This window comes from Ochrobactrum sp. BTU1 (genome assembly GCA_018798825.1).
Taxonomy (GTDB): Bacteria; Pseudomonadota; Alphaproteobacteria; order Rhizobiales; family Rhizobiaceae; genus Brucella.
Map to the genome: position 1 here is coordinate 890,466 of CP076354.1, position 20,421 is coordinate 910,886.

Sequence of the window (20,421 nt, forward strand, 5' to 3'; positions counted from 1 at the left end):
AATTAAAACTGTAAATTTCTTTCGAAACTTACGCGTTGTTGCCGAGCCATTCCTGGAAATCGGCGAGTGCGCGTGCAGATAGCGCACGCTTTTTTGCAAGCGTCTTTTCCTTGCCGCGCAGCCGCTTGCCTTCTGGTTTAGGCACGTCGATTGGTGGGAACAGACCAAAATTCACGTTCATTGGCTGGAATGAGCGTTTACCCGGTTCATCGTCGTCAGCAACAATGTGGCCGCCAGTGATATGGCCGAGCAGGGCACCAAAAGCTGTGGTCTGCGGCGGTGCCACCGGTGTCTTGCCAAGCTTTTCAGCAGCGGTGAAACGTCCGGCCAGCAGTCCGATTGCCGATGATTCGACGTAACCTTCACAGCCGGTAATCTGGCCAGCGAAGCGAAGGTTTTCGCGAGACTTCAACCGCAGCACATTATCCAGCAGCACTGGCGAATTGAGATAGGTGTTGCGGTGCAGGCCGCCGAGACGCGCAAATTCTGCATTCTCAAGGCCGGGGATCATTTTGAAGATGCCGGTCTGCGAGCCGTATTTCAATTTCGTCTGGAAACCGACCATATTGTAGAGTGTGCCAAGCGCATTATCCTGACGCAACTGCACGACCGCATAGGCCTTGACCGTTGGATTGTGCTCATTGGTGAGGCCCATTGGCTTCATCGGGCCATGGCGCAAGGTTTCCGGGCCGCGTTCGGCCATCACTTCGATAGGCAGACAGCCATCGAAATAGGGAGTGCCTTCCCATTCCTTGAAATCGGTCGTGTCGCCTTCGATGAGGGCAGCAACGAAAGCCTCATACTGCTCCTTGTCCATAGGGCAGTTGATGTAGTCCTTACCGGTGCCGCCCGGCCCAACCTTGTCATAGCGCGACTGGAACCAGCACACATCCATATTGATCGAATCAAAATGAATGATCGGCGCGATGGCATCAAAGAAAGCGAGCGCATCAGCACCTGTTTGTACTTGAATCGCTTCTGCAAGAGTCGGCGCAGTCAGTGGGCCGGTCGCAACAATGGTCGTGCCCCAGTCTTCGGGCGGTAGGCCGGTGACTTCTTCGCGCTCAATGGTAATCAGCGGGTGCGCTTCTAGTTTTGCAGTCACTGCCTGCGAAAAGCCTTCACGATCGACCGCAAGTGCGCCACCAGCGGGAACCTGATGTGCGTCGGCACAAGCCATAATCAGCGAGCCTGCAAGGCGCATTTCGGCATGAAGTACGCCGACGGCATTGGTCTCAGCGTCGTCCGAGCGGAAAGAATTCGAGCAGACCAGCTCTGCAAGCTGCTCCGTCTTATGCGCGTCTGTGCCGCGAACGGGGCGCATTTCATGCAAAACCACAGGAACGCCAGCCTGCGCAATTTGCCACGCGGCTTCGGAGCCTGCGAGGCCGCCGCCAACGACATGTACGGGGGAGAGATTGGTATCTTTTGACATGGCAAATCCCTTACCTCCTTTGAATGTCGCCTTCAATGGGAGAAGCGCATCAGAGCAGGGAACCTATACCACAAAAACAAATGGCATCCGGCGCGGGAGGAGGTGCGACGGATGCCATTATTGTCAGACCGGAATTGGGAGGAGGAGAGACCGGTCTTGGTATCGCAAAGCATGGGAGGAGGAGTGCTTTGCGACGAACCGGGCCTGATGGGAGGAGGATTCAGGCCCAGCAAAGTCAAATCTGATTAGCGTCCCTTGGACTGACGTGCGACAAACGGAATGTCTGCGCGGGAAATGCCAAGATCGTTAAGTTCGCGAGTCGAAAGCTGGTTAAGCTCGTTGACAGTATCGCGGTAACGGCGCCAGTTGTTGTATGAGCGAAGCAGGTTCATCGTTTTATTCCTTCATCTTTGAGGAACTGTGGTTCAATTCATCTCGTTGTGTTGCCCATTATATAACTCATTGTTTTCGCTACTTGCAGGCCCGAGTTTGCATAGCTGCTCTGCGGGTTCTGCACGACGGACTAAATCGATTAGACTGTTCAGGCACAAAATTGCCGTAAAGGACCTCGACCTAACTATTTGCCGGCTGGCGAGTTTCTTATATGTTTCCTGGTGGATTGAATTTGACGTTTGGACACGGACCGACATACATGCTGCTCCAAACGTCAAATTCGAAAAATCCACTAGATTCATAATATTGCTGGTGGTTTTTAGGTTCCGATATTTGTTCAACGCGAGTCTCGTCCGGTTACAAATATCGGAATCTAACCACCAGCCACTTGGATTAAGCTTCGTATCAACGGATAGATTGTTCGGGAGTTGTTTTGTCGTTTTCAGTTTCAGTAGAGCGCCTGATCGAGCGATGGCAGCATGATGGCCTTATCGATGCCGACACGGCTTCGCGGCTGAATGCCGATCTTGAAAAACGTGGCCCCCGGTTCAGTCTCGGCTCTGTTCTCGCAACACTTGGCGGGCTGCTGCTTGGCGCTGCGGTCATCATGCTGGTTGCAGCCAACTGGCAGGATATGCCGCGCATCATGCGTATCGGTCTTATCTTCGCATTGATCTGGGTGTGCTATATCGGCGGTGCATGGCGTGAGCTGCGCGGCGACAAGCTGTTACCGCAGGTGCTCTATATAATAGCGGCGGCATCATTCGGCGCAGGCATCGCACTTGTTGGTCAGATGTATCACCTGTCTGGCGATGTTCATTCAGCGGCTGTGGTCTGGGCGGGCGGTGTTCTTGTAGCAGCGTTTCTGCTGCGCTCTCCGGTTCTGGCTGTGTTCGGTGCAGCCGTCGCCTGCTTTTATTTGGGGACCTATGCGTTCAGCAACGAATATGGCGACTTGAATTACCGATGGGTAGGCCCGTTGCTGGTTTTGGTTGGGGCAGTTGCCGCGCGTTTCACGCAATCCCGCCACGCAGCCCATCTATGGTGCCTGTTCGTTCTGGGCTGGGCGGTGCTTCTTTATTCTGAAAACGAAAGCCGGGCGATTCTTGGCATGATGCTGGTTATCGGTATTGCTTTCATGCTCGCCGACGCCTTTGCCCATGATGCGCTTCAGAAGCTCACACGCTTTGCGCATCCGCTGGCATCCTACGGCCTGCTGCTTGCGCTGTTGGCGCTTGGCATACTGCAAGTCGACAAGATGCTTTCCATCATCTTTGATAAGAACATCACGCAGGATGTCGTCTATGGCATTCTCATTCTGGCGCTATCGATTGGTTCGTTAGCCGTGTGCGGGCGAGACAATGGCAGTTTGCGTTCCATTGCCTATGCAGCTTTCTCGTTTGAAGTGCTTTATCTCGCCTTCTCGACGGTCGGCTCGATGATCGGCACATCCGGTTTCTTCCTCACGGCAGGCGTACTGGTACTGCTCCTTGCAGCCTTCGTGCGACGTATGGAGAGCCGGTTCGGGCGAAAGCGCCAAGTGGAGGCAAAGCCATGAGCTTATTCAAGAGTAAGTGGCTTTATGCCGGTGCCGTTGTCGCTGCAGTGCTCCAGACGGGCATTCTTTATGCAAGTATTGAGAAACGCGCCTCAGTGCTTCGGTCTGGCAATGAGATCGTGCTGCAGACACGACCGATTGATCCGCGTGATCTGATGCGTGGTGATTACGTTATCCTCGGCTATGACATCACATCGATCAACCGCAACATCATTCAGGGCAAGCCTGAGGACGGTACCCGCACAGTCTATGTAGCGCTGAAGCCCGACGCTCAGGGCTTGTGGCATCTTTCGCGTGCGTCCTTTGAGCCGTTTACTGATCTCGCTTCTGACGAGAAGCAGATTCGCGGCCATTCGGTCTATGCGATTTCTGATTATCCTGATGCGACAATCAGTATGCGTTACGGCATAGAACGCTATTACGTGCCGGAGGGTGAGGGGCGTGCAATTGAGGATAGCCAGCGTGATTTACAGATCACTGCCGTGGTTGCCGTTGACGATACAGGCAAGGCTGTCATGAAAGCTTTACGTGATAATGGCGAGCAACTTTATCAGGAGCCGCTCTATTAATCGGCTTCTGAACGAAAAGGGGCTTGGCTAAGACGACAAGATCGCTATATAGGGGCGGAAAGCACGAAAGCGCTTCGGCTTGAAAGAGCTGGTAAATCTATGCCGGTGAAACGGCTTTTTTCCTTTGAACCGGGAAAATTGAATGATATAGAGACGCGCGCTTTCGAGAGGCGGTTCAATATCTGAGGCGAATTTAGTGCGTTCGGTGGAATGCACTTCGGTTCAGAGGCGGATATGGCGAAATTGGTAGACGCACCAGATTTAGGTTCTGGCGGGAGACCGTGGGGGTTCGAGTCCCTCTATCCGCACCAACTGCCTTAAGGCAAAAGAATTTCTCTCCCGCGACGAGGCACAAACGCCGGAAACGGCGGGACAATGACAAGAAGTGAAGGTTTGAACATGCAGGTTACCGAAACGCTCAATGAAGGGCTGAAGCGCGAGATTAAAGTCGTGGTTCCGGCCGGAGATCTCGAAGCCAAGCTCTCTGAGCGGCTCGAAACTGCCCGTGGTCGCGCCAAGATCAATGGCTTCCGTCCAGGCAAGGTGCCAACGGCACACCTGCGCAAGACCTACGGCAAGTCCTTCATGGCTGAGATCGTGAACGAAATCCTCAATGATTCGTCGCGTTCGATTCTTGCTGACCGCAATGAAAAGTCGGCAACACAGCCTGTCGTTTCGATGTCGGAAGACGAAAAAGAAGCTGAACAGGTTCTGGACGGCAAGGCCGATTTCGTTTTCTCGCTGACTTACGAAGTTCTGCCAGCGATCGAAGTCAAGGACTTCTCGAAGATTGCTGTCACCCGCGAAGTCGTAGACATCTCGGACGAAGAAGTTGACGAACAGGTTAAGCGCGTTGCTGCTTCGACCCGCACTTTTGAATCCAAGAAGGGCAAGGCCGAAAATGAAGATCGCGTAACGATCGACTATCTCGGCAAGCTCGACGGCGAACCATTTGAAGGCGGCGCAGACACCGATGCGCAGCTCGTTCTCGGTTCGGGTCAGTTCATTCCAGGCTTTGAAGAGCAGCTCATTGGCCTCAAGGCTGGCGACGAAAAGGTTATCAACGTAACTTTCCCTGCTGAATACGGTGCCGCGCACCTCGCAGGTAAGGAAGCAACCTTCGACATCACCGTTAAGGGCGTTGAAAAGGCTGGCGAACTCGTTCTCGACGACGAAACCGCTAAGAAGCTCGGCATCGAGTCGCTTGAGCGTCTGCGTCAGGTTGTTCGCGAACAGATCGAAAGCCAGTACGGCCAGATCACCCGTCAGAAGGTAAAGCGTCAGATTCTCGACGCACTCGATGGCGATTACCAGTTCGAAACGCCAGAAAAGCTCGTTGAAGCAGAATTCAACAACATCTGGCAGCAGATCAACTTCGATCTGCAGCAGGCTGGCCGCACCTTCGAAGACGAAGAAACCACTGAAGAAGCTGCTCGCGAAGAATACCGCAAGCTAGCTGAGCGCCGCGTTCGCCTCGGTCTGGTTCTCTCCGAAATCGGTGAAAAGGCAGGCGTAGAAGTTTCTGAAGAAGAACTGCAGCGCGCTGTTTACGACCAGGTACGTCGCTACCCAGGTCAGGAAAAGGAAATCTACGAATTCCTGCGCAAGACGCCGGATGCAGTTGCTAACCTCCGCGCACCTATCTTCGAAGAAAAGGTCGTTGACCATCTGCTCGCAAACATCAACGTGACCGACAAGAAGGTCTCGAAGGAAGAGCTGACTGCAGAAGACGAAGATGCAGCTTCGGAAGCAAAGCCAGCCAAGAAGGCTGCTGCGAAGAAGAAGGCCGCTCCTAAGAAGAAGGCAGAAGAAAAGTCCGACGAGGCTTAATTCTTCCAAGTCTGAACTATTCGAGAAGGCCGCGCACTGCGCGGCCTTTTCATTTGAAGCTTAGTTCGTCCGTTGAAGGTGTGACATGAATGGATTGCCATATCTCCATTTAGAGCTGACGATGCAGGAAGAGCCACGCCAACCTGCATGGCCGGCCGATGTCAGTGTAGTTACCTTCTCTGATGAATATGCACGAGCTACTCATGATTTGCTGCTTCGGGCCTATGCCAGCGGCGGCGGTTCGGTCACTGATTTCGACAGCTGGTACAATGGTTTGATAGCCGATAGCGAATATGATCCGGAACTGGCCGTTCTGGTTCTCGATCAGGTCCGTCGCCCTGTAGCATTTGTGCAGTGTTGGAATAGTGCTTTCGTAAAGGATTTGGTTGTCGATCAAAGCAGGCGGCGGGAAGGGCTCGGCGAAGCGCTTTTGCTTTGTGTTCTTCGGCTTTTCTTTCAACGTAATCAGACAACGATTAGTTTGAAAGTGGAGCAGAATAACCCCTCTGGAGCTGAAAAGCTTTACAGGCGTATAGGCTTTAGCGAAGTTTCAGTGACGAAACTGCCTATGAAACCTTGAGCAAATCACCCTGAAGGGCAGAGAAGGCTTGCCAGTCCTCGCCGTTTGTTTTAGCCAAAGTCAGATAGAATTTTTGCTGCGCATTGCGTCGCACAGGAAGAGATAGACGAGTTACTATGACCCTTATTGATACGCGTACGCCTGAACCAAAACGTTTCATCTCTGGCGCCACCGGCGACTGGGAAATCGTCATTGGCATGGAAGTCCACGCTCAGGTCACGTCCGAGTCCAAGCTATTTTCCGGCGCTTCCACATCCTTCGGTGCAGATCCGAATGCGAATGTGTCTCTGGTGGATGCCGCGATGCCGGGCATGTTGCCTGTCATTAATATTGAATGCGTCAAACAGGCTGTGCGTACCGGCATTGGCCTGAATGCTCAGATCAATCTGAAGTCGGTTTTCGATCGCAAGAACTATTTCTACCCCGATTTGCCGCAGGGCTATCAGATTTCGCAGTTCAAGCAGCCAATCGTCGGCGAAGGCAAGATCATGATCTCCGTTGGTCCTGACAATAAGGGCCAGTTCGAAGACGTAGAGATCGGTATTGAGCGTTTGCATCTGGAGCAGGATGCGGGCAAGTCGCTGCACGACCAGCATCCAACGATGTCCTATGTCGATCTCAATCGTTCCGGTGTGGCGCTTATGGAAATCGTTTCCAAGCCAGACCTGCGTTCGTCCGACGAAGCCCGCGCTTATCTGACCAAGCTGCGCACGATTGTCCGTTATCTCGGCACTTGTGATGGCAACATGGACGAAGGTTCGATGCGCGCAGACGTGAACGTTTCCGTTCGTCGTCCGGGCGGCGAATTCGGCACGCGTTGCGAAATCAAGAACGTCAACTCGATCCGCTTCGTCGGTCAGGCGATTGAATATGAGGCACGTCGTCAGATCGCTATTCTGGAAGACGGTGGCTCTATTGATCAGGAAACGCGCCTGTTTGATCCTGTGAAGGGCGAAACCCGTTCGATGCGCTCCAAGGAAGAAGCGCACGACTATCGCTATTTCCCTGATCCAGATCTTCTGCCGCTCGAATTCGATCAGGCCTTCGTTGATGCGCTTGCCGCAGATCTTCCTGAGCTGCCGGATGTCAAGAAAGACCGTCTGGTCGAAAAACTCGGTATCTCGGTTTATGACGCCTCGATTCTGGTCTCGGAAAAGGCGATTGCGGATTATTACGAAGCAGTATCCGATGGTCGTGATGGCAAACTGGCTGCAAACTGGGTCATCAACGATCTACTTGGTGCGCTGAACAAGACGGGCAAGGACATTGAAACATCGCCTGTTTCACCAGTTCAGCTCGGCGCGATCATCGATCTGATCAAAGACGGTACGATTTCCGGAAAGATCGCCAAGGAACTGTTTGAAATCGTCTGGAATGAAGGTGGCGACCCGAAAAGCCTCGTTGAAGAACGCGGCATGAAGCAGGTTACGGACACCGGTGCGATTGAAAAGGCCGTTGACGATATTATCGCAGCCAACCCGGATAAGGTCGAACAGGCCAAGGCCAAGCCAAGCATGGCTGGCTGGTTTGTCGGTCAGGTGATGAAGGCAACGGGTGGCAAGGCCAACCCGCAAGCTGTTAATGATCTGGTCAAGTCCAAGCTCGGGATTGAAGAATAATGTGGGTTCGCAGCGCCAGTGAGGCAGATCTTAAGGCCGTGCATGAATTGCTGGTCTCGACCTGGCACGCGACTTTCGACGATATTCTTGGCCGGGAAACGGTGAATGCCGTCACCGGCAAATGGCACTCGGTTGCGGCGCTGAAAGCCAATCTCAAGAAGCCATATTCTGAATTCATCGTTGCAGATAACGGCGAGGGTGGCATCGACGGCATGGCTTTTGCGAGCCAGACCGGAGAGGGCAAGGCCTCGCTCCATCAGCTCTATGTGCGTCCTGAATCGCAGGTGCAGGGCATCGGCACAATGCTTCTGGCAGAAGTCGAAATGGCTTTTCCGGGCGTAAACACGATGCGGCTTGAAGTGATCGAACGCAATGAAAAGTCGGTGCGCTTTTACGAGCGCAAAGGCTATGCCCGCGTGGGCCGCAGTGAAGATTGGGGCGATCCCAATTGCAAGGAGCCCGTGCTGATTATGGAAAAGTCTCTCGAAGGCTGGAGTATGTAGTCTTTTGCTTTAACGCGCATCATATCCGAAAACCACTTCACACTTTTCGGGATGCGCTTCATACTCTTGTGACAGCGGCAACTTGCCCCTTGCCTTGGGCCTTTGATAGGGCCATAAGCGTTGAAAACCCGGCAGTTAATCTGCCTGTGGCAATAACGGATCTGGATAGGTCATGAAGAAATTTCTTACGCAAGTCTTCACCTGGTGGAATGGCCAAACGCTTGGCACCCGCCTTCACACCTGGCGCAAAGGCGAACGGGTCGGCGAAGATGAGTTCGGCAATGTCTACTATCAGGGTGGCAAGGACTCTGAGGGTCGCACCCGCCGCTGGGTCATTTTCAATGGTTATGCGGAAGCAAGCGCTATTCCTCCGGGCTGGCATGGCTGGATGCATCACCGCGTTGATACGCCGCCAAGCAAGGAAGACTACAAGCCGCGTGACTGGCAGAAGCCACACCTGCAGAACCTGACTGGTTCGTCGCTGGCTTATCGTCCGAAGGGATCGATCGCGATTCCGGGAACCACTCCTGCCGAGCGCCCACGCGTAACCGGCGAATACGATGCCTGGACACCGGGCAGCTGATTTGAAGCTTTAAACCGGCATGGAGCTCATGCCGGTTTTTTCTCTTTTGCGGTATGAGAGCATAATTCGACCGGAGTGAATCGGGGGCGATAAGATTATGCTCAACATCAAAATTTTAGAGCGCTGATTTGATTCATTCAGATCTAAGGCCTGTCTAACGCAAAAGGTTTGAGGATAGTTGGATCACACATACGGTAGCAAAGCATTGCTGCTTGCAGCTGGGCCACGAATCGTCACAATTGACGATTAGGAGTTGTTCCGGCTCATTATTTAACCAGATTAATACGGATATCCGTTTTGACGAAGCATTCCACCGGCACGGCTATTAACGGAAAGAACTGGTTCAAGCAGGCAGCAAAGGTGGCTTTGCTCACTCTGCTCGCTGGCACTTCAAGCTTTAATGCAGCTTATGCTGAACGTATTTCCAATCCTGTTGCAGAGTTTTCGGGTCTCGACAAGATCACCGGCCGCATCACCAGTTTCGATGTTTACATCAATGAAACTGTGCAGTTCGGCGCGCTTCAGGTAACGCCAAAGGTTTGCTATTCGCGCACCGAGAACGAAGCGCCGCGCACAGACGGTTTTGTCGAAGTTGATGAAATCACCCTCGACCGCAAAATTCGCCGTATCTTTACCGGATGGATGTTTGCCGATAGTCCGGGTCTCAACGCTGTTGAACATCCAATTTATGACGTTTGGCTTAAAGACTGCAAGCAGAAGTCCGACGTTCCGCCGCCAGATCAGCGCAAGTAATCTTTCATTTCAGAAAATGGCGACGCCCTGAAGTGCTTCATCGAGAAGCCCTTCATATTTTTTGCGCCGAACTTCGATTGCACCGAAGCGCTCCAGATGGGCTGTCGTGAACTGCGTATCAAGCAGTACAAAACCCTGTCGTTTCAGATGCTCGACCAGATAGGCGAGGCAGACTTTTGAAGCGTCGCGCTTACGTGTAAACATGCTCTCGCCAAAGAAGGCGCGTCCGAGCGTGACGCCATAAAGCCCACCCACGAGTTGGCCGTCATGCCATGCTTCGACTGTGTGGCAATGACCAGCGTCAAAGAGTTTCTGATAGGCTTCGCGGATCGGCGCATTGATCCATGTCCGCGCTCGTTCGCCGGTACCGCTTGCGCAGCCGTCGATAACGCCCTCAAAGTCACTATCGAGCCGGATTTCAAAAACTGCTTGTCTGATTGTTTTCTGCAGGCTTTTCGGAATGTGAAAGCTATCAAGCGGGATGATGCCGCGCTTTTCAGGACGAACCCAGAAAATTTCGGGGTCGTCTGCTTCTTCGGCCATCGGGAAGACCCCGGTGGCATAGGCCCGCAGGAGCAGCTCCGGTTCGATTGTATAGTCGTCCGGTGAGGCTCCTGCGGTCACTTTATTTATGCACCCATGTTCTTATGTATTTGGAGTTTCTGACTGCTTGGCCAGATACTTTTCCAGCCAATGGATGTCGTAATCACCATTGGCAATGTCCTGATTGGAAATCAGATCCTGGAACAGGGGCAGGGTCGTCTTGACGCCATCGACCACGAACTCATCAAGCGCACGACGCAGACGCATCATGCATTCAACGCGGTTGCGGCCATGTACGATCAGCTTGCCGATGAGGCTGTCATAATATGGCGGAATGCGGTAGCCGGAATAGACGCCCGAATCCACACGGATACCAAGGCCACCTGGCGTATGGTAATGGGTGATCAGGCCCGGTGAAGGCGTGAAGTTACGCGGGTCTTCCGCATTGATGCGGCATTCAATGGCATGGCCATGGAAGCGTACATCTTCCTGCTTGACGGAAAGGCCCAAGCCTGCTGCCACACGGATCTGCTCGTGAACGAGGTCGATGCCGGTGATTGCTTCGGTAACTGGGTGCTCCACCTGAAGACGGGTGTTCATTTCGATGAAATAGAACTCGCCGTTTTCATAAAGGAACTCGATCGTGCCTGCACCGCGATAGCCCATATCAGCAACAGCATTGGCACAAATCATGCCGATCTTGTCGCGTGCTTCGGCATTCAATGCTGGGGAGTTGGCTTCTTCCCAGACCTTCTGGTGACGACGCTGCAACGAGCAATCGCGTTCACCCAGATGGATTGCATTACCTGCACCATCGCCCATGACCTGCACTTCGATGTGGCGCGGCTTTTCGAGATATTTCTCGATGTAAACGGCATCATCACCAAATGCTGCACCAGCCTCGGTACGCGCAGTTGCAAGAGCTACTGCCAGATCGTCTTCAGTGCGGGCAACCTTCATGCCGCGACCACCACCACCGGCGGATGCCTTGATGATGACCGGATAGCCGATTTCTTTTGCGATGCGCTTGGCTTCGTTTTCATCGGTTACGCCACCGTCCGAACCCGGAACGACTGGAATGCCGAGGCGCTTTGCAGTGCGCTTGGCTTCAATCTTGTCGCCCATGGTGCGAATATGCGAAGAGGTCGGTCCGATGAAAGTAATGCCGTGTGCTTCAAGAATTTCAGCAAACTTGGCATTTTCCGAAAGGAAGCCGTAGCCCGGATGGATTGCATCCGCGCCGGTGATTTCGCAAGCAGCAACGATTTGATGAATATTCAGATAGCTGTCGCGTGATGGAGGCGGTCCAATGCACACGCTTTCGTCCGCAAGGCGAACATGCATCGCATCGGCGTCAGCTGTGGAATGAACAGCGACCGTCTTGATGCCCAGTTCTTTACAAGCCCTGAGCACACGAAGAGCGATTTCGCCACGATTGGCTATGAGTATCTTTTGAAACATTGCGCTTTGCTGCCCGTTCATTGAATAAGCCTGAATTCTACTGACCAATGGGTCGTCTTATTCAATGACGACAAGCGGTTCGCCGAATTCAACAGGCGCTGCATCTTCAACCAGAATAGCCTTGACCGTACCGGCGCGAGGCGCAGAAATCTGGTTCATGGTCTTCATGGCTTCGATGATGAGAAGGGTCTGGCCTTCCTTGACCTGTGTGCCAACTTCGATGAAGTTGCGTGCGCCAGGAGCAGGGGCGAGATAGGCGGTACCGACCATTGGCGAAGGAACAGCATTCTTGCTGAGTTCTGCCTTGGTGGGTTCTGCTGCAACAGCAGCAGCCACCGGTGCTGCAACTGCGACAGGTGCAGCCTGCATCACAGTAGCAGCAGCCTGAACCGTTAAATTGCGCGAAACGCGGATGCGCAATTCACCATGTTCGACTTCGATGTCGGTCAGGTCGGTTTCATTCAGAATATTCGCGAGATCGCGAATTGTTTCTTTGTCGATGACGGAATTTTTGCTGGACATATAAAGGCCCCTTTACGCTTGCCCGTTGTTTTCTTCTTCTTTGGCAATTGCCGCGAGTGCGCGCAGGCCGAGCAGGTATCCTTCCGCGCCAAAGCCGCAGATGACGCCTTTGGCGACTGCGGAGACATAGGAGTGATGCCGGAAAGCTTCACGCGCATGAATGTTCGACAGATGCACTTCCACGACCGTAACTTTGGCCGAACGGATGGCATCGTGAATAGCAACCGAAGTGTGGCTGTAAGCTGCGGGATTGATCAGGACATAGGCGTTTTTATCACCCGCTTCCTGAATCCAGCTAACCAGATCACCTTCGTAATTAGTCTGGCGAAAATCGACAGCAAGGCCCAATTGTTCAGCCTCGCGCTTGCAGCCCGCTTCGATATCTTCGAGCGTTGCCACACCGTAGATGCCCGGCTCGCGCTTCCCAAGAAGATTGAGATTGGGGCCGTTCAGAACAAAAACCGTTTTCACCATATTCGTCCGTGATCGATAACGGGCCTATTACGAAAATTCAATTACACTTCGCATTTCATATAGAGGGCTTGGACGCAAGTCGAAACCCTCTAATTTAATGCTAATGTTTCACCACAGCGTTTTTCCCGCTATTCTTTGTGGAATGAACGCTATTTGTGGCAAAAATAGTCATTTATCACTTCTGATTTATTGAATGTACCTTGCCAATAATCAACAAGACGCGATCTCAATCAGATCAGCTTTTTTTGGCTGAGCGCGCTGCAGCGATTCTTTCAATCAGGCCTTCTGCGCCGATTGCACCGGGAACGAGGTCGTTTCCGATGATGTAGGACGGCGTGCCGGTGATGTTGAGCTTCTGGGCGAGCTGATAGGTTTCCTGGAAGGCATTGGTGATTGCCGGGTCTTTCATCTTCTCGCGAAGTTGTGTTTCATCTGCGCCGAGCTTGACCGCATCAGCAATAGCCGAAGCTTCTGTTGCGCGTTCCTGCGCACCGAGAAGAACTTCATGATACTCGGCATATTTCTCCGGCATAAGGGCTTTAAACGCCTGCGCTACAATGTGGGCGCGCATGGAGTCCGGTCCGAGGATCGGGAATTCCTTCATAACGAAACGGACGTTTGGATCGTTCTTCAGGATTGCTTCCATGTCTGGAAGCGCGCGCTTGCAGTAGCCGCAATTGTAATCGAAGAACTCGTAAACGGTGACATCACCGTTTGGATTGCCGAAGACAGCATCGTGTGACGGATTGAAAAGCTGATCCTGACTTGATGCCAGAACCTGCTTGACCTGCTCCTGAGCAGCTTCCGCCTGCTTGGTTTCAAGTGCGGTCTGCACCTCAACCATGATCTCTGGGTTCTTCAGCAGATAATTGCGAACGATTGTCTCTACCGCCTGCTGGTCCAATTGCGGCGCAGCAGCCATTTCCACAGGTGCAACTGTAGGGGCTACGGGCGCTGGCTGATGTGCGGTGCCGGCATAATAGCCGAGTGCAAGTGCAGCTGCACCGACGACGGCACCACCGATTGAACCAAGAATGACGTTCTTCATAGCAATCACTTTCATACGTTCTGAAATCTCACTTAAAGTGCGGCTTGGGTGGCCTCTTAAGTGGCTTACTTTTTAGCTTTGGCGTTGATGATGTCCTGCGCACGCAGCCAGTCGGGAGTTCCTGACTTCATTTGCTTTTGCGCGCGAATGGCAAATATCTGGGCCTGCTGCAGCTTTCCGGAATAGTAGTTCATGTCGGCTGTGGCAAGGTCAGCGCGGGCCATATCGCCAGACTGGCCATAGGCTTGCGCTAGATATCCATATCCGCCGGGAAACTCTGGGTCGGCCGCAATACCTGCTTTCAGCTCCTTGATAGCATTGGGCATATTGGCCTTGGTGCCAGTAAGCATCAAGGCGCGGCCGTAGCTCATGCGCAGCAGTGGAGACTTGCGCGTATCAAGAGAAACTGCACGTTGGAAAGCTTTTGCAGCACCTTGTGGGTTGTTAGCCTTAATCAGCACTTCGCCCATCATTTCCTGGAAATATGGATTCTTTGGCTGTTCTTTGATGAGTGCCTCAAACTTCGGCAGTGCGGCGCGGGCAGAGCCATTCAGATAAGTTGTGATTGCGCTGCCATAACGGGCCGGCAGGCCTCCGGGATTACCGCGGAACATACGCTGCAAAGCGCCCATATTGTTGGAGTAGGCTGCGATCTTGGCGCGTGCCATATCATGTCGGAGTTGCAGCGCTGCGGAATCCGTCTTGTTATAGTTCGGGCTTTTTTTGGCCAGTTCTTCAAGGTTGGAAATTCGCTCGCGTGGCAACGGATGGCTGATACGATACTGATCGATCTGGGTGCCGGACAGCGAAAGTGCCGATGCGAAGCGCTGGAACGTATCAAGCATTCCTTTTGTCGACTGGCCGGTGGCATTGAGATAATTAACAGCCAGACGGTCTGCAGTCATTTCTTCGGTACGCTGATAGCTGAGCAGGCTACGCATTGCCATTTCCGTACTGCCCATTGCAATGCCGCCACCTGCACCCGCGGCAGCACCGCTGCCTGAAGCAGCACCGGCAACGCCTGCGCCAACGCCCAGAAGCATACCAATAACTGCCATGGTGCGTGCGCGGCTCAACTGTTCACGCAAGCGATCCTGATGCCCGCCAGCGATATGACCCGCTTCATGCGCAATGACGCCGATGATTTCGTTCGGTGTTTCTGCCTGCATGATGGCGCCTGTATTGATGAAAATACGGCGGCCATCGACAAAGGCGTTGAAGCTCTGGGAATTGACGAGAATAACGCGGACACCACGTCCGCCTAATCCGGCGACTTTGAGAATAGGCGCTGCATAATCGGCGACAAGCGCTTCGATTTCAGCATCGCGTACGATTGGAACGCCGCCACCGCCACGCGATTGCGCCTGTGCAGGCAGGACGCCTGTAACGGCAACAGCAAGGGCTGCAAAGGCAGCAACTGAACGGCGCATCACATTCTGAAAAGAAAACGCTTTGGTCGTGAAAGTTGCAGTCATGCTCCCCATAGTGCTCCTCATCCTGCTCAAACGAAACAAAAGCGAATCTTACAAATCCGGCCTAGTTTAAGGGCTTTATATCAATCTTCATCGCTGTTTTTACTACAGCGCTGTTGCTTTACCAATCCGGCGATTATAGGGCGGGTGAGTTGCATTGCATTCCCCGCTTTTCTGGAGGCTAAGTTGAATACTCTTTCCAACCGTAGCGCAGTCGAACCGTTTCACGCCATGGATGTTCTGGCAGAGGCCAATCGTCGTCGCGCTGCGGGCCATCCAATCATTTCGATGGCAGTCGGGCAACCGGCAGACCCGGCACCGCAAATCGTGCGGCTGGCTGCGGAACGCGCCCTGAAAGATGGCCGTATCGGTTATACCGATGCTCTAGGGCTGATAGAGCTGCGCGAAGCAATTGCCGCGCATTATGCTGACAACTATGGCGTAACCGTCTCGCCGGAACGCATTGCGATTACGACAGGGTCATCGGCCGCGTTCAATCTGGCGTTTCTTGTCTATTTCGATCCAGGCGATCGCGTTGCAATCACGCGCCCGGGCTATCCAGCCTATCGCAATATTCTGACAGCGCTTGGCCTCGAAGTGGTTGAAATCGCCAATGAAGGCGGCGCATCAGGTGCACTGACCGCTCAGGCATTGGCTGCCGCTCATGCCGAGAAACCGTTGAAGGGCGTACTTTTTGCAAGTCCCGCCAATCCAACCGGCGCTGTGATTGACAAGCCGGAACTCAAGGCCATCATTGAAACTGCGCGCGATCTTGGTATCCGCGTAATTTCTGACGAAATCTATCACCGTCTTTCATATGAGAGCGAAGATGTGACGGCACTGCAGATCTCGGACGATGTCACCATCATCAATTCATTCTCAAAATACTACTGCATGACCGGCTGGCGTATTGGCTGGATGGTTCTGCCAAGTGCTGATGTGCGTGCCATCGAACGCCTCGGCCAGAGCCTTTATATTTCCGCGCCTGAACTTTCGCAGCGCGCGGCAATTGAAGCGTTTCACGCCACCGCAGAGCTGGAACGCGTGAAAAACCGCTATCGGCAGAACCGCCAAATTCTGCTCGAACACTTGCCGCGAATGGGGTTAAGCCTCGCCGCGCCAATGGACGGCGCATTCTATGCCTATTGCGATGTTTCGCGCTTCACCAATGACAGCATGGAATTTGCCCGAAGCATGATTGCTGAAACCAACATTGCGGCTACTCCGGGACGGGATTTTGATCCGATCGACGGGCATCGCACCATGCGCTTTTCTTATGCAGGCAGCATAGAAGAAATTGAGGAAGTGGTTCGCCGTCTTGAAGAGTGGCTTCCACAACAGCGCGCCTGATAGCTAGAGCATTTCCTGTTTTAATTGAGTCATTGGAAATGCTCTATCTATTTGTTTTTGCGCGCATCTTGTTCCGAAAACCGCTTCGCACTTTTCGGGATGCGCTCTAGAGCGGTCCCAGTTAATATTGAATCGTGGAACCGCTCTATGTTTCTGTTTTTACGCAAAGCCGCTTCGCACTCTTGCTGGAAATGCTTTAATTACTAAAACAAAAAGAAAACCGGCGTTTCCGCCGGTTTTCTTATATTCTACATCAGAAGTGAGCAGGGCTTAGAAAAAGCCCTTCTTCTGCCACCAGCCGCCGCGCTTCGGCTTCTGCTCTTCCGTATCGCTGGAGGTGACGACAGGCTCGGTAACCTTCTGCGCTTCTGCAACAGGGGCTACCTCTGGCTCCACCGCAACTTCCTCAACTTCCGGCTTTACAGCAGCCTTGCGTGTACGACGCTTAGGCTTTGCGGCTTCTGCATCTTCAGCAGGAGCTGCAACTTCTTCATCAACAGCCTTCTTGCGCGAACGTGTCTTGCGAGCAGGCTTCGCAGGTTCTTCTGCTGGCTCTGCAACGACGACATCGTCATTCGCCGCTTCTTCGCTCTTTGCAGTCTTACGACCGCGTGGCTTGCGCGCTGGCTTCGCAGGCTTTTCGTCTGCAACTGTTTCAGCAGCCGGAGCAGCTTCAGTCGCTTCAACAGTGACGGTTTCAACCGCAACGGCCTCAGCAACAACCACATCAACAGGCTGTTTTTCTACCTTCGCAGGAATGACAGGCGTGTAACCGACGAACTCAGGATCAGGTACTTTGTTGAACTGAATATCGTCTTCACGACGGTTCTTGCGACCGCCACGACGACCACGACGACGCTTCTTGCGACGATCTTCATCGCTCTGCGAGGCATTGCTCGAAGATGCGTTGTCTTCTTCATCGTCTTCGTCTGAATCGTCAGAGCCTGCTTCAACCTGCTCAGTCTGTTCGCGATTGTCGCGATCACGACCACCACGACGGCGACGGCGACGACGGCGCTTGCGATCGCCTTCTTCGCTGCTTTCTTCGCGAGCAGGGGCTTCAGCCTTGATTTCTTCTTCGGCGTCGTCGTCCTCAAGTGGAATCTCAGGATCTTCGATATCGTCTTCGTAAATCATCGGCTGTACAGGCTGGATGGTTACTGGACGTGTCGAAGGCGCACCCTTGTCGATGACAAAATGCTGATGTCCGACGCTTTCATCGGCATCGATGCTGATATTGGCACCGAAACGGCCTTCCAGATCAGCAAGCAGCTGGCGCTTGTGATTGAGGACATAGAGAGCAGACGCTGCAGGCGTGCGAACGACAATGTCGTAGCCCGAATGACGCAGCAGATAATCTTCGATGCCACGAATGATATGGAGCGCCATGGACGAGTCGGAACGGATATGACCGGTGCCGCCGCAATGCTGGCAAACCTGCATCGTGCTTTCGAGAACGGATGCGCGAATACGCTGACGCGACATTTCCAGAAGGCCGAAATGCGAGATACGGCCGACCTGAATGCGAGCACGGTCGTCTTTCAGGCAGTCCTTCATCTTCTTTTCGACAGCGCGATTGTTGCGCTTTTCTTCCATGTCGATGAAGTCGACGACGATAAGACCTGCAAGGTCGCGCAGACGCAGCTGGCGCGCAACTTCTTCAGCTGCTTCCAGATTTGTCTGCAGTGCAGTGTCTTCAATCGAATGCTCACGGGTCGAACGCCCGGAGTTCACGTCGATTGCAACCAGAGCTTCGGTCTGGTTGATGATGAGATAACCGCCGGATTTCAGCGTCACCTGTGGCAGAAGCATACGATCAAGCTGTGCTTCCAGACCATAGCGCGTGAAGACTGGCACCTGTTCGCGGTAAGGCTGAACGACCTTGGCGTGGCTCGGCATGAGCATACGCATGAAGTCCTTCGCTTCGCGATAACCGGTTTCACCTGATACGAGAATCTCGGTGATGTCTTTGTTATAAAGATCGCGGATCGAGCGCTTGATCAGGCTGCCTTCTTCATAGACGAGGGAAGGCGCTGTCGACTGCAATGTCAGCGTGCGGACATTTTCCCACATGCGCATCAGATATTCGTAGTCGCGCTTAACTTCCGCCTTGGTGCGGTTTGCGCCAGCGGTACGAAGGATCACGCCCATGCCCTGCGGCACTTCGAGTTCCTTGACGATTTCCTTCAGGCGCTTGCGATCCTGCGGATTGGTGATCTTGCGCGAAATGCCGCCACCGCGCGCGGTGTTTGGCATGAGAACCGAGTAACGGCCAGCAAGCGACAGATATGTGGTGAGAGCTGCGCCCTTATTGCCGCGCTCTTCCTTAACGACCTGAACCAGAATGATCTGTCGGCGCTTGATGACTTCCTGAATATTGTACTGACGACGGCTGGTGCGGCCATGCGAAGGAAGTTCTTCCATCGCATCTTCCGAGCCTACCGATTCAACGATGTCTTCTTCGTTCTCAACATCATTGTCGTCATCATCGTCACCATTGTCGGTGTCGATTGCTTCGGAAATGACATGTCCAGCTTGCTTCATCAATGCGATGGCAGGAGTGCCAGGAACGTAATTTTCAAAAGCCGGTCCGACAGGTTCGGCTGCAGGCAAGCCGCTATTCGAACCGCCTGAATGCGAATCACCGTTCTGGCCATCACGACGTCCGCGACGGCGATGACGGCGCGAACGGTCGTTCTTTGCCTTCGGCTCTTCGTCTTCATCTTCTGCGCGCGCAGCTTTTGCTTCCGCTTCGAGCAGGGCCAGACGATCAGCAACCGGGATCTGGTAATAATCCGGATGAATTTCAGAGAATGCGAGGAAGCCATGGCGATTGCCGCCATATTCCACGAACGCAGCCTGAAGAGATGGTTCGACGCGGGTAACGCGTGCGAGATAGATATTACCCTTCAGCTGCTTCTTATGTTCCGACTCGAAGTCGAATTCTTCAATTTTGTTCCCACGCGTTACGATAACGCGCGTCTCCTCCGGGTGGGAGGCATCTATAAGCATTTTGTTGGACATTATTGTCTTTCCTGCCGGCGCTAAGACGCAAGCCGCGTGCGCCGGACGAAACCCTTAAGGCTGTCGTCCTGGCTGGGATGCGTCTGCCGGATGATAATGGGTTCGTCGGAATAAAAGCTGCTGTCCTTGCGCGCGATGGCCTCATGGCGATCACGGTCTTCAGGCTTGCGATGGTCAGTCTTGCTTGACCCATAGCTGTTCCGAACGAAACGACCTCATATATGACCCGAAAAAGCCGGGCCGACCTCTTTGCTCTTTTCAGAGCACTGGCGACAGCGCGTATCAGTACGCAGTCGGCCGATTAAAAAACGGAGGCAGCAGGGGAGCCGTATTCCGTTGAATTCTGTGCGGGCTATTGGAGCAACAAACGTATATGCCACTGTTTTCGCTGCTTTTAGTAACGGTTCAAATTGAGAACCGGCAAACGATTCTGGCAGCTGCTCCATAACCTAACTAAGCTTTTATGGCGTCAATTGAACTATGACAAGTACGAATATCAGTTGACACCTTCATCGTAATTTTGCCGAAAGATGATTATAGGGCTCAAAATGCCCTGCTAGTGGTCTGATTTCGACATTTGCGTCCCTCTGATACAGGCGCCGAGCAAATGTCGGAATCGCAAAGATCACTAGTAACTTTAAGCATCTACTGGATTTTTCGCATTTGACGTTTGAAACAGCATCTCATTCAGCGGGGATTCAAGC

Annotated in this window: 19 protein-coding genes and 1 tRNA gene; 11 read left to right on the forward strand and 9 right to left on the reverse strand. The window is 53.2% G+C overall.

The features are described 5' to 3' along the window. Positions 1–28: 28 nt before the first annotated feature. Positions 29–1,435, reverse strand: a complete 1,407-nt coding sequence (gene trmFO, locus KMS41_04300; protein QWK78469.1) for a methylenetetrahydrofolate--tRNA-(uracil(54)-C(5))-methyltransferase (FADH(2)-oxidizing) TrmFO — start codon at positions 1,433–1,435, stop codon at positions 29–31. Positions 1,436–1,680: 245 nt separating this feature from the next. Beyond that, the gene (locus KMS41_04305) at positions 1,681–1,827 is read right to left on the reverse strand and encodes a DUF1127 domain-containing protein (GenBank protein QWK78470.1); all 147 of its coding nucleotides are present in this window, start codon (positions 1,825–1,827) and stop codon (positions 1,681–1,683) included. Between the two features lie 434 nt (positions 1,828–2,261). Between KMS41_04305 and KMS41_04310 the strand changes: the two genes are divergently transcribed. The 9 genes from KMS41_04310 to KMS41_04350 all read left to right on the forward strand — a co-directional run bounded on the left by KMS41_04310 (position 2,262) and on the right by KMS41_04350 (position 9,823). Continuing rightward, the gene (locus KMS41_04310) at positions 2,262–3,386 is read left to right on the forward strand and encodes a DUF2157 domain-containing protein (GenBank protein ID QWK78471.1); all 1,125 of its coding nucleotides are present in this window, start codon (positions 2,262–2,264) and stop codon (positions 3,384–3,386) included. Next, complete coding sequence (locus tag KMS41_04315; protein ID QWK78472.1) at positions 3,383–3,955, forward strand: GDYXXLXY domain-containing protein; 573 nt, start codon at positions 3,383–3,385, stop codon at positions 3,953–3,955. Before KMS41_04310 ends, KMS41_04315 begins: the two co-directional genes overlap by 4 nt. Positions 3,956–4,183: 228 nt before the next feature. Next, positions 4,184–4,266: transfer RNA gene (locus KMS41_04320), tRNA-Leu, on the forward strand. A 64-nt stretch (positions 4,267–4,330) separates the two neighbouring features. Continuing rightward, positions 4,331–5,785, forward strand: a complete 1,455-nt coding sequence (gene tig, locus KMS41_04325) for a trigger factor (protein ID QWK78473.1) — start codon at positions 4,331–4,333, stop codon at positions 5,783–5,785. A gap of 121 nt (positions 5,786–5,906) precedes the next feature. Continuing rightward, positions 5,907–6,365 carry a GNAT family N-acetyltransferase gene (locus KMS41_04330; GenBank protein ID QWK78768.1) on the forward strand — a complete coding sequence of 153 codons (459 nt, stop codon included), beginning with the start codon at positions 5,907–5,909 and terminating at the stop codon, positions 6,363–6,365. Positions 6,366–6,481: 116 nt separating this feature from the next. Further along, entirely contained in the window at positions 6,482–7,984 is a 1,503-nt protein-coding gene (gene gatB / locus KMS41_04335) for an Asp-tRNA(Asn)/Glu-tRNA(Gln) amidotransferase subunit GatB (GenBank protein QWK78474.1), read from the forward strand. Next, on the forward strand, positions 7,984–8,487 hold the full coding sequence (locus tag KMS41_04340; protein QWK78475.1) for a GNAT family N-acetyltransferase: 504 nt from the start codon (positions 7,984–7,986) through the stop codon (positions 8,485–8,487). Before gatB ends, KMS41_04340 begins: the two co-directional genes overlap by 1 nt. 172 nt (positions 8,488–8,659) lie before the next feature. Next, entirely contained in the window at positions 8,660–9,070 is a 411-nt protein-coding gene (locus KMS41_04345; GenBank protein QWK78476.1) for an NADH:ubiquinone oxidoreductase subunit NDUFA12, read from the forward strand. A gap of 282 nt (positions 9,071–9,352) precedes the next feature. Further along, complete coding sequence (locus KMS41_04350; GenBank protein QWK78769.1) at positions 9,353–9,823, forward strand: DUF2155 domain-containing protein; 471 nt, start codon at positions 9,353–9,355, stop codon at positions 9,821–9,823. A gap of 9 nt (positions 9,824–9,832) precedes the next feature. Here KMS41_04350 and aat read toward each other — a convergent pair whose 3' ends face one another. From aat to KMS41_04380, 6 genes are all read right to left on the reverse strand, one after another. Beyond that, the gene (aat, locus tag KMS41_04355; GenBank protein QWK78770.1) at positions 9,833–10,402 is read right to left on the reverse strand and encodes a leucyl/phenylalanyl-tRNA--protein transferase; all 570 of its coding nucleotides are present in this window, start codon (positions 10,400–10,402) and stop codon (positions 9,833–9,835) included. 66 nt (positions 10,403–10,468) lie between these two features. Beyond that, entirely contained in the window at positions 10,469–11,827 is a 1,359-nt protein-coding gene (gene accC / locus KMS41_04360) for an acetyl-CoA carboxylase biotin carboxylase subunit (GenBank protein QWK78477.1), read from the reverse strand. 57 nt (positions 11,828–11,884) lie between these two features. Next, on the reverse strand, positions 11,885–12,349 hold the full coding sequence (locus tag KMS41_04365; protein ID QWK78478.1) for an acetyl-CoA carboxylase biotin carboxyl carrier protein: 465 nt from the start codon (positions 12,347–12,349) through the stop codon (positions 11,885–11,887). Positions 12,350–12,361: 12 nt separating this feature from the next. Continuing rightward, the gene (gene aroQ / locus KMS41_04370) at positions 12,362–12,823 is read right to left on the reverse strand and encodes a type II 3-dehydroquinate dehydratase (protein QWK78479.1); all 462 of its coding nucleotides are present in this window, start codon (positions 12,821–12,823) and stop codon (positions 12,362–12,364) included. Positions 12,824–13,058: 235 nt separating this feature from the next. Further along, positions 13,059–13,871 (reverse strand): DsbA family protein, encoded by an 813-nt coding sequence (locus KMS41_04375; GenBank protein ID QWK78480.1) that lies wholly within the window; start codon positions 13,869–13,871, stop codon positions 13,059–13,061. Positions 13,872–13,936: 65 nt separating this feature from the next. Beyond that, positions 13,937–15,355: a M48 family metalloprotease gene (locus tag KMS41_04380; GenBank protein QWK78481.1), complete on the reverse strand. Its 1,419-nt coding sequence runs from the start codon at positions 15,353–15,355 to the stop codon at positions 13,937–13,939. A 174-nt stretch (positions 15,356–15,529) separates the two neighbouring features. Here KMS41_04380 and KMS41_04385 point away from each other — a divergent pair, with 174 nt between their 5' ends. After that, the gene (locus KMS41_04385) at positions 15,530–16,693 is read left to right on the forward strand and encodes an aminotransferase class I/II-fold pyridoxal phosphate-dependent enzyme (GenBank protein QWK78482.1); all 1,164 of its coding nucleotides are present in this window, start codon (positions 15,530–15,532) and stop codon (positions 16,691–16,693) included. A 270-nt stretch (positions 16,694–16,963) separates the two neighbouring features. Here KMS41_04385 and KMS41_04390 read toward each other — a convergent pair whose 3' ends face one another. Continuing rightward, the gene (locus tag KMS41_04390) at positions 16,964–19,717 is read right to left on the reverse strand and encodes a ribonuclease E/G (protein ID QWK78483.1); all 2,754 of its coding nucleotides are present in this window, start codon (positions 19,715–19,717) and stop codon (positions 16,964–16,966) included. A 2-nt stretch (positions 19,718–19,719) separates the two neighbouring features. Here KMS41_04390 and KMS41_04395 point away from each other — a divergent pair, with 2 nt between their 5' ends. Continuing rightward, complete coding sequence (locus tag KMS41_04395; protein ID QWK78484.1) at positions 19,720–19,905, forward strand: hypothetical protein; 186 nt, start codon at positions 19,720–19,722, stop codon at positions 19,903–19,905. Positions 19,906–20,421: the final 516 nt, after the last annotated feature.

What these genes read in the sequence shown, in the direction of transcription:
- KMS41_04375 (QWK78480.1), bottom strand. Translation starts at nt 13,871, where the DNA reads ATGAAGAACGTCATTCTTGGTTCAATCGGTGGTGCCGTCGTCGGTGCA.
- gatB (QWK78474.1), top strand. Translation starts at nt 6,482, where the DNA reads ATGACCCTTATTGATACGCGTACGCCTGAACCAAAACGTTTCATCTCT.
- aroQ (QWK78479.1), bottom strand. Translation starts at nt 12,823, where the DNA reads ATGGTGAAAACGGTTTTTGTTCTGAACGGCCCCAATCTCAATCTTCTT.
- KMS41_04380 (QWK78481.1), bottom strand. Translation starts at nt 15,355, where the DNA reads ATGGGGAGCATGACTGCAACTTTCACGACCAAAGCGTTTTCTTTTCAG.
- KMS41_04315 (QWK78472.1), top strand. Translation starts at nt 3,383, where the DNA reads ATGAGCTTATTCAAGAGTAAGTGGCTTTATGCCGGTGCCGTTGTCGCT.
- accC (QWK78477.1), bottom strand. Translation starts at nt 11,827, where the DNA reads ATGTTTCAAAAGATACTCATAGCCAATCGTGGCGAAATCGCTCTTCGT.
- KMS41_04365 (QWK78478.1), bottom strand. Translation starts at nt 12,349, where the DNA reads ATGTCCAGCAAAAATTCCGTCATCGACAAAGAAACAATTCGCGATCTC.
- KMS41_04330 (QWK78768.1), top strand. Translation starts at nt 5,907, where the DNA reads ATGCAGGAAGAGCCACGCCAACCTGCATGGCCGGCCGATGTCAGTGTA.
- KMS41_04305 (QWK78470.1), bottom strand. Translation starts at nt 1,827, where the DNA reads ATGAACCTGCTTCGCTCATACAACAACTGGCGCCGTTACCGCGATACT.
- trmFO (QWK78469.1), bottom strand. Translation starts at nt 1,435, where the DNA reads ATGTCAAAAGATACCAATCTCTCCCCCGTACATGTCGTTGGCGGCGGC.
- tig (QWK78473.1), top strand. Translation starts at nt 4,331, where the DNA reads ATGACAAGAAGTGAAGGTTTGAACATGCAGGTTACCGAAACGCTCAAT.
- KMS41_04345 (QWK78476.1), top strand. Translation starts at nt 8,660, where the DNA reads ATGAAGAAATTTCTTACGCAAGTCTTCACCTGGTGGAATGGCCAAACG.
- KMS41_04390 (QWK78483.1), bottom strand. Translation starts at nt 19,717, where the DNA reads ATGTCCAACAAAATGCTTATAGATGCCTCCCACCCGGAGGAGACGCGC.
- KMS41_04340 (QWK78475.1), top strand. Translation starts at nt 7,984, where the DNA reads ATGTGGGTTCGCAGCGCCAGTGAGGCAGATCTTAAGGCCGTGCATGAA.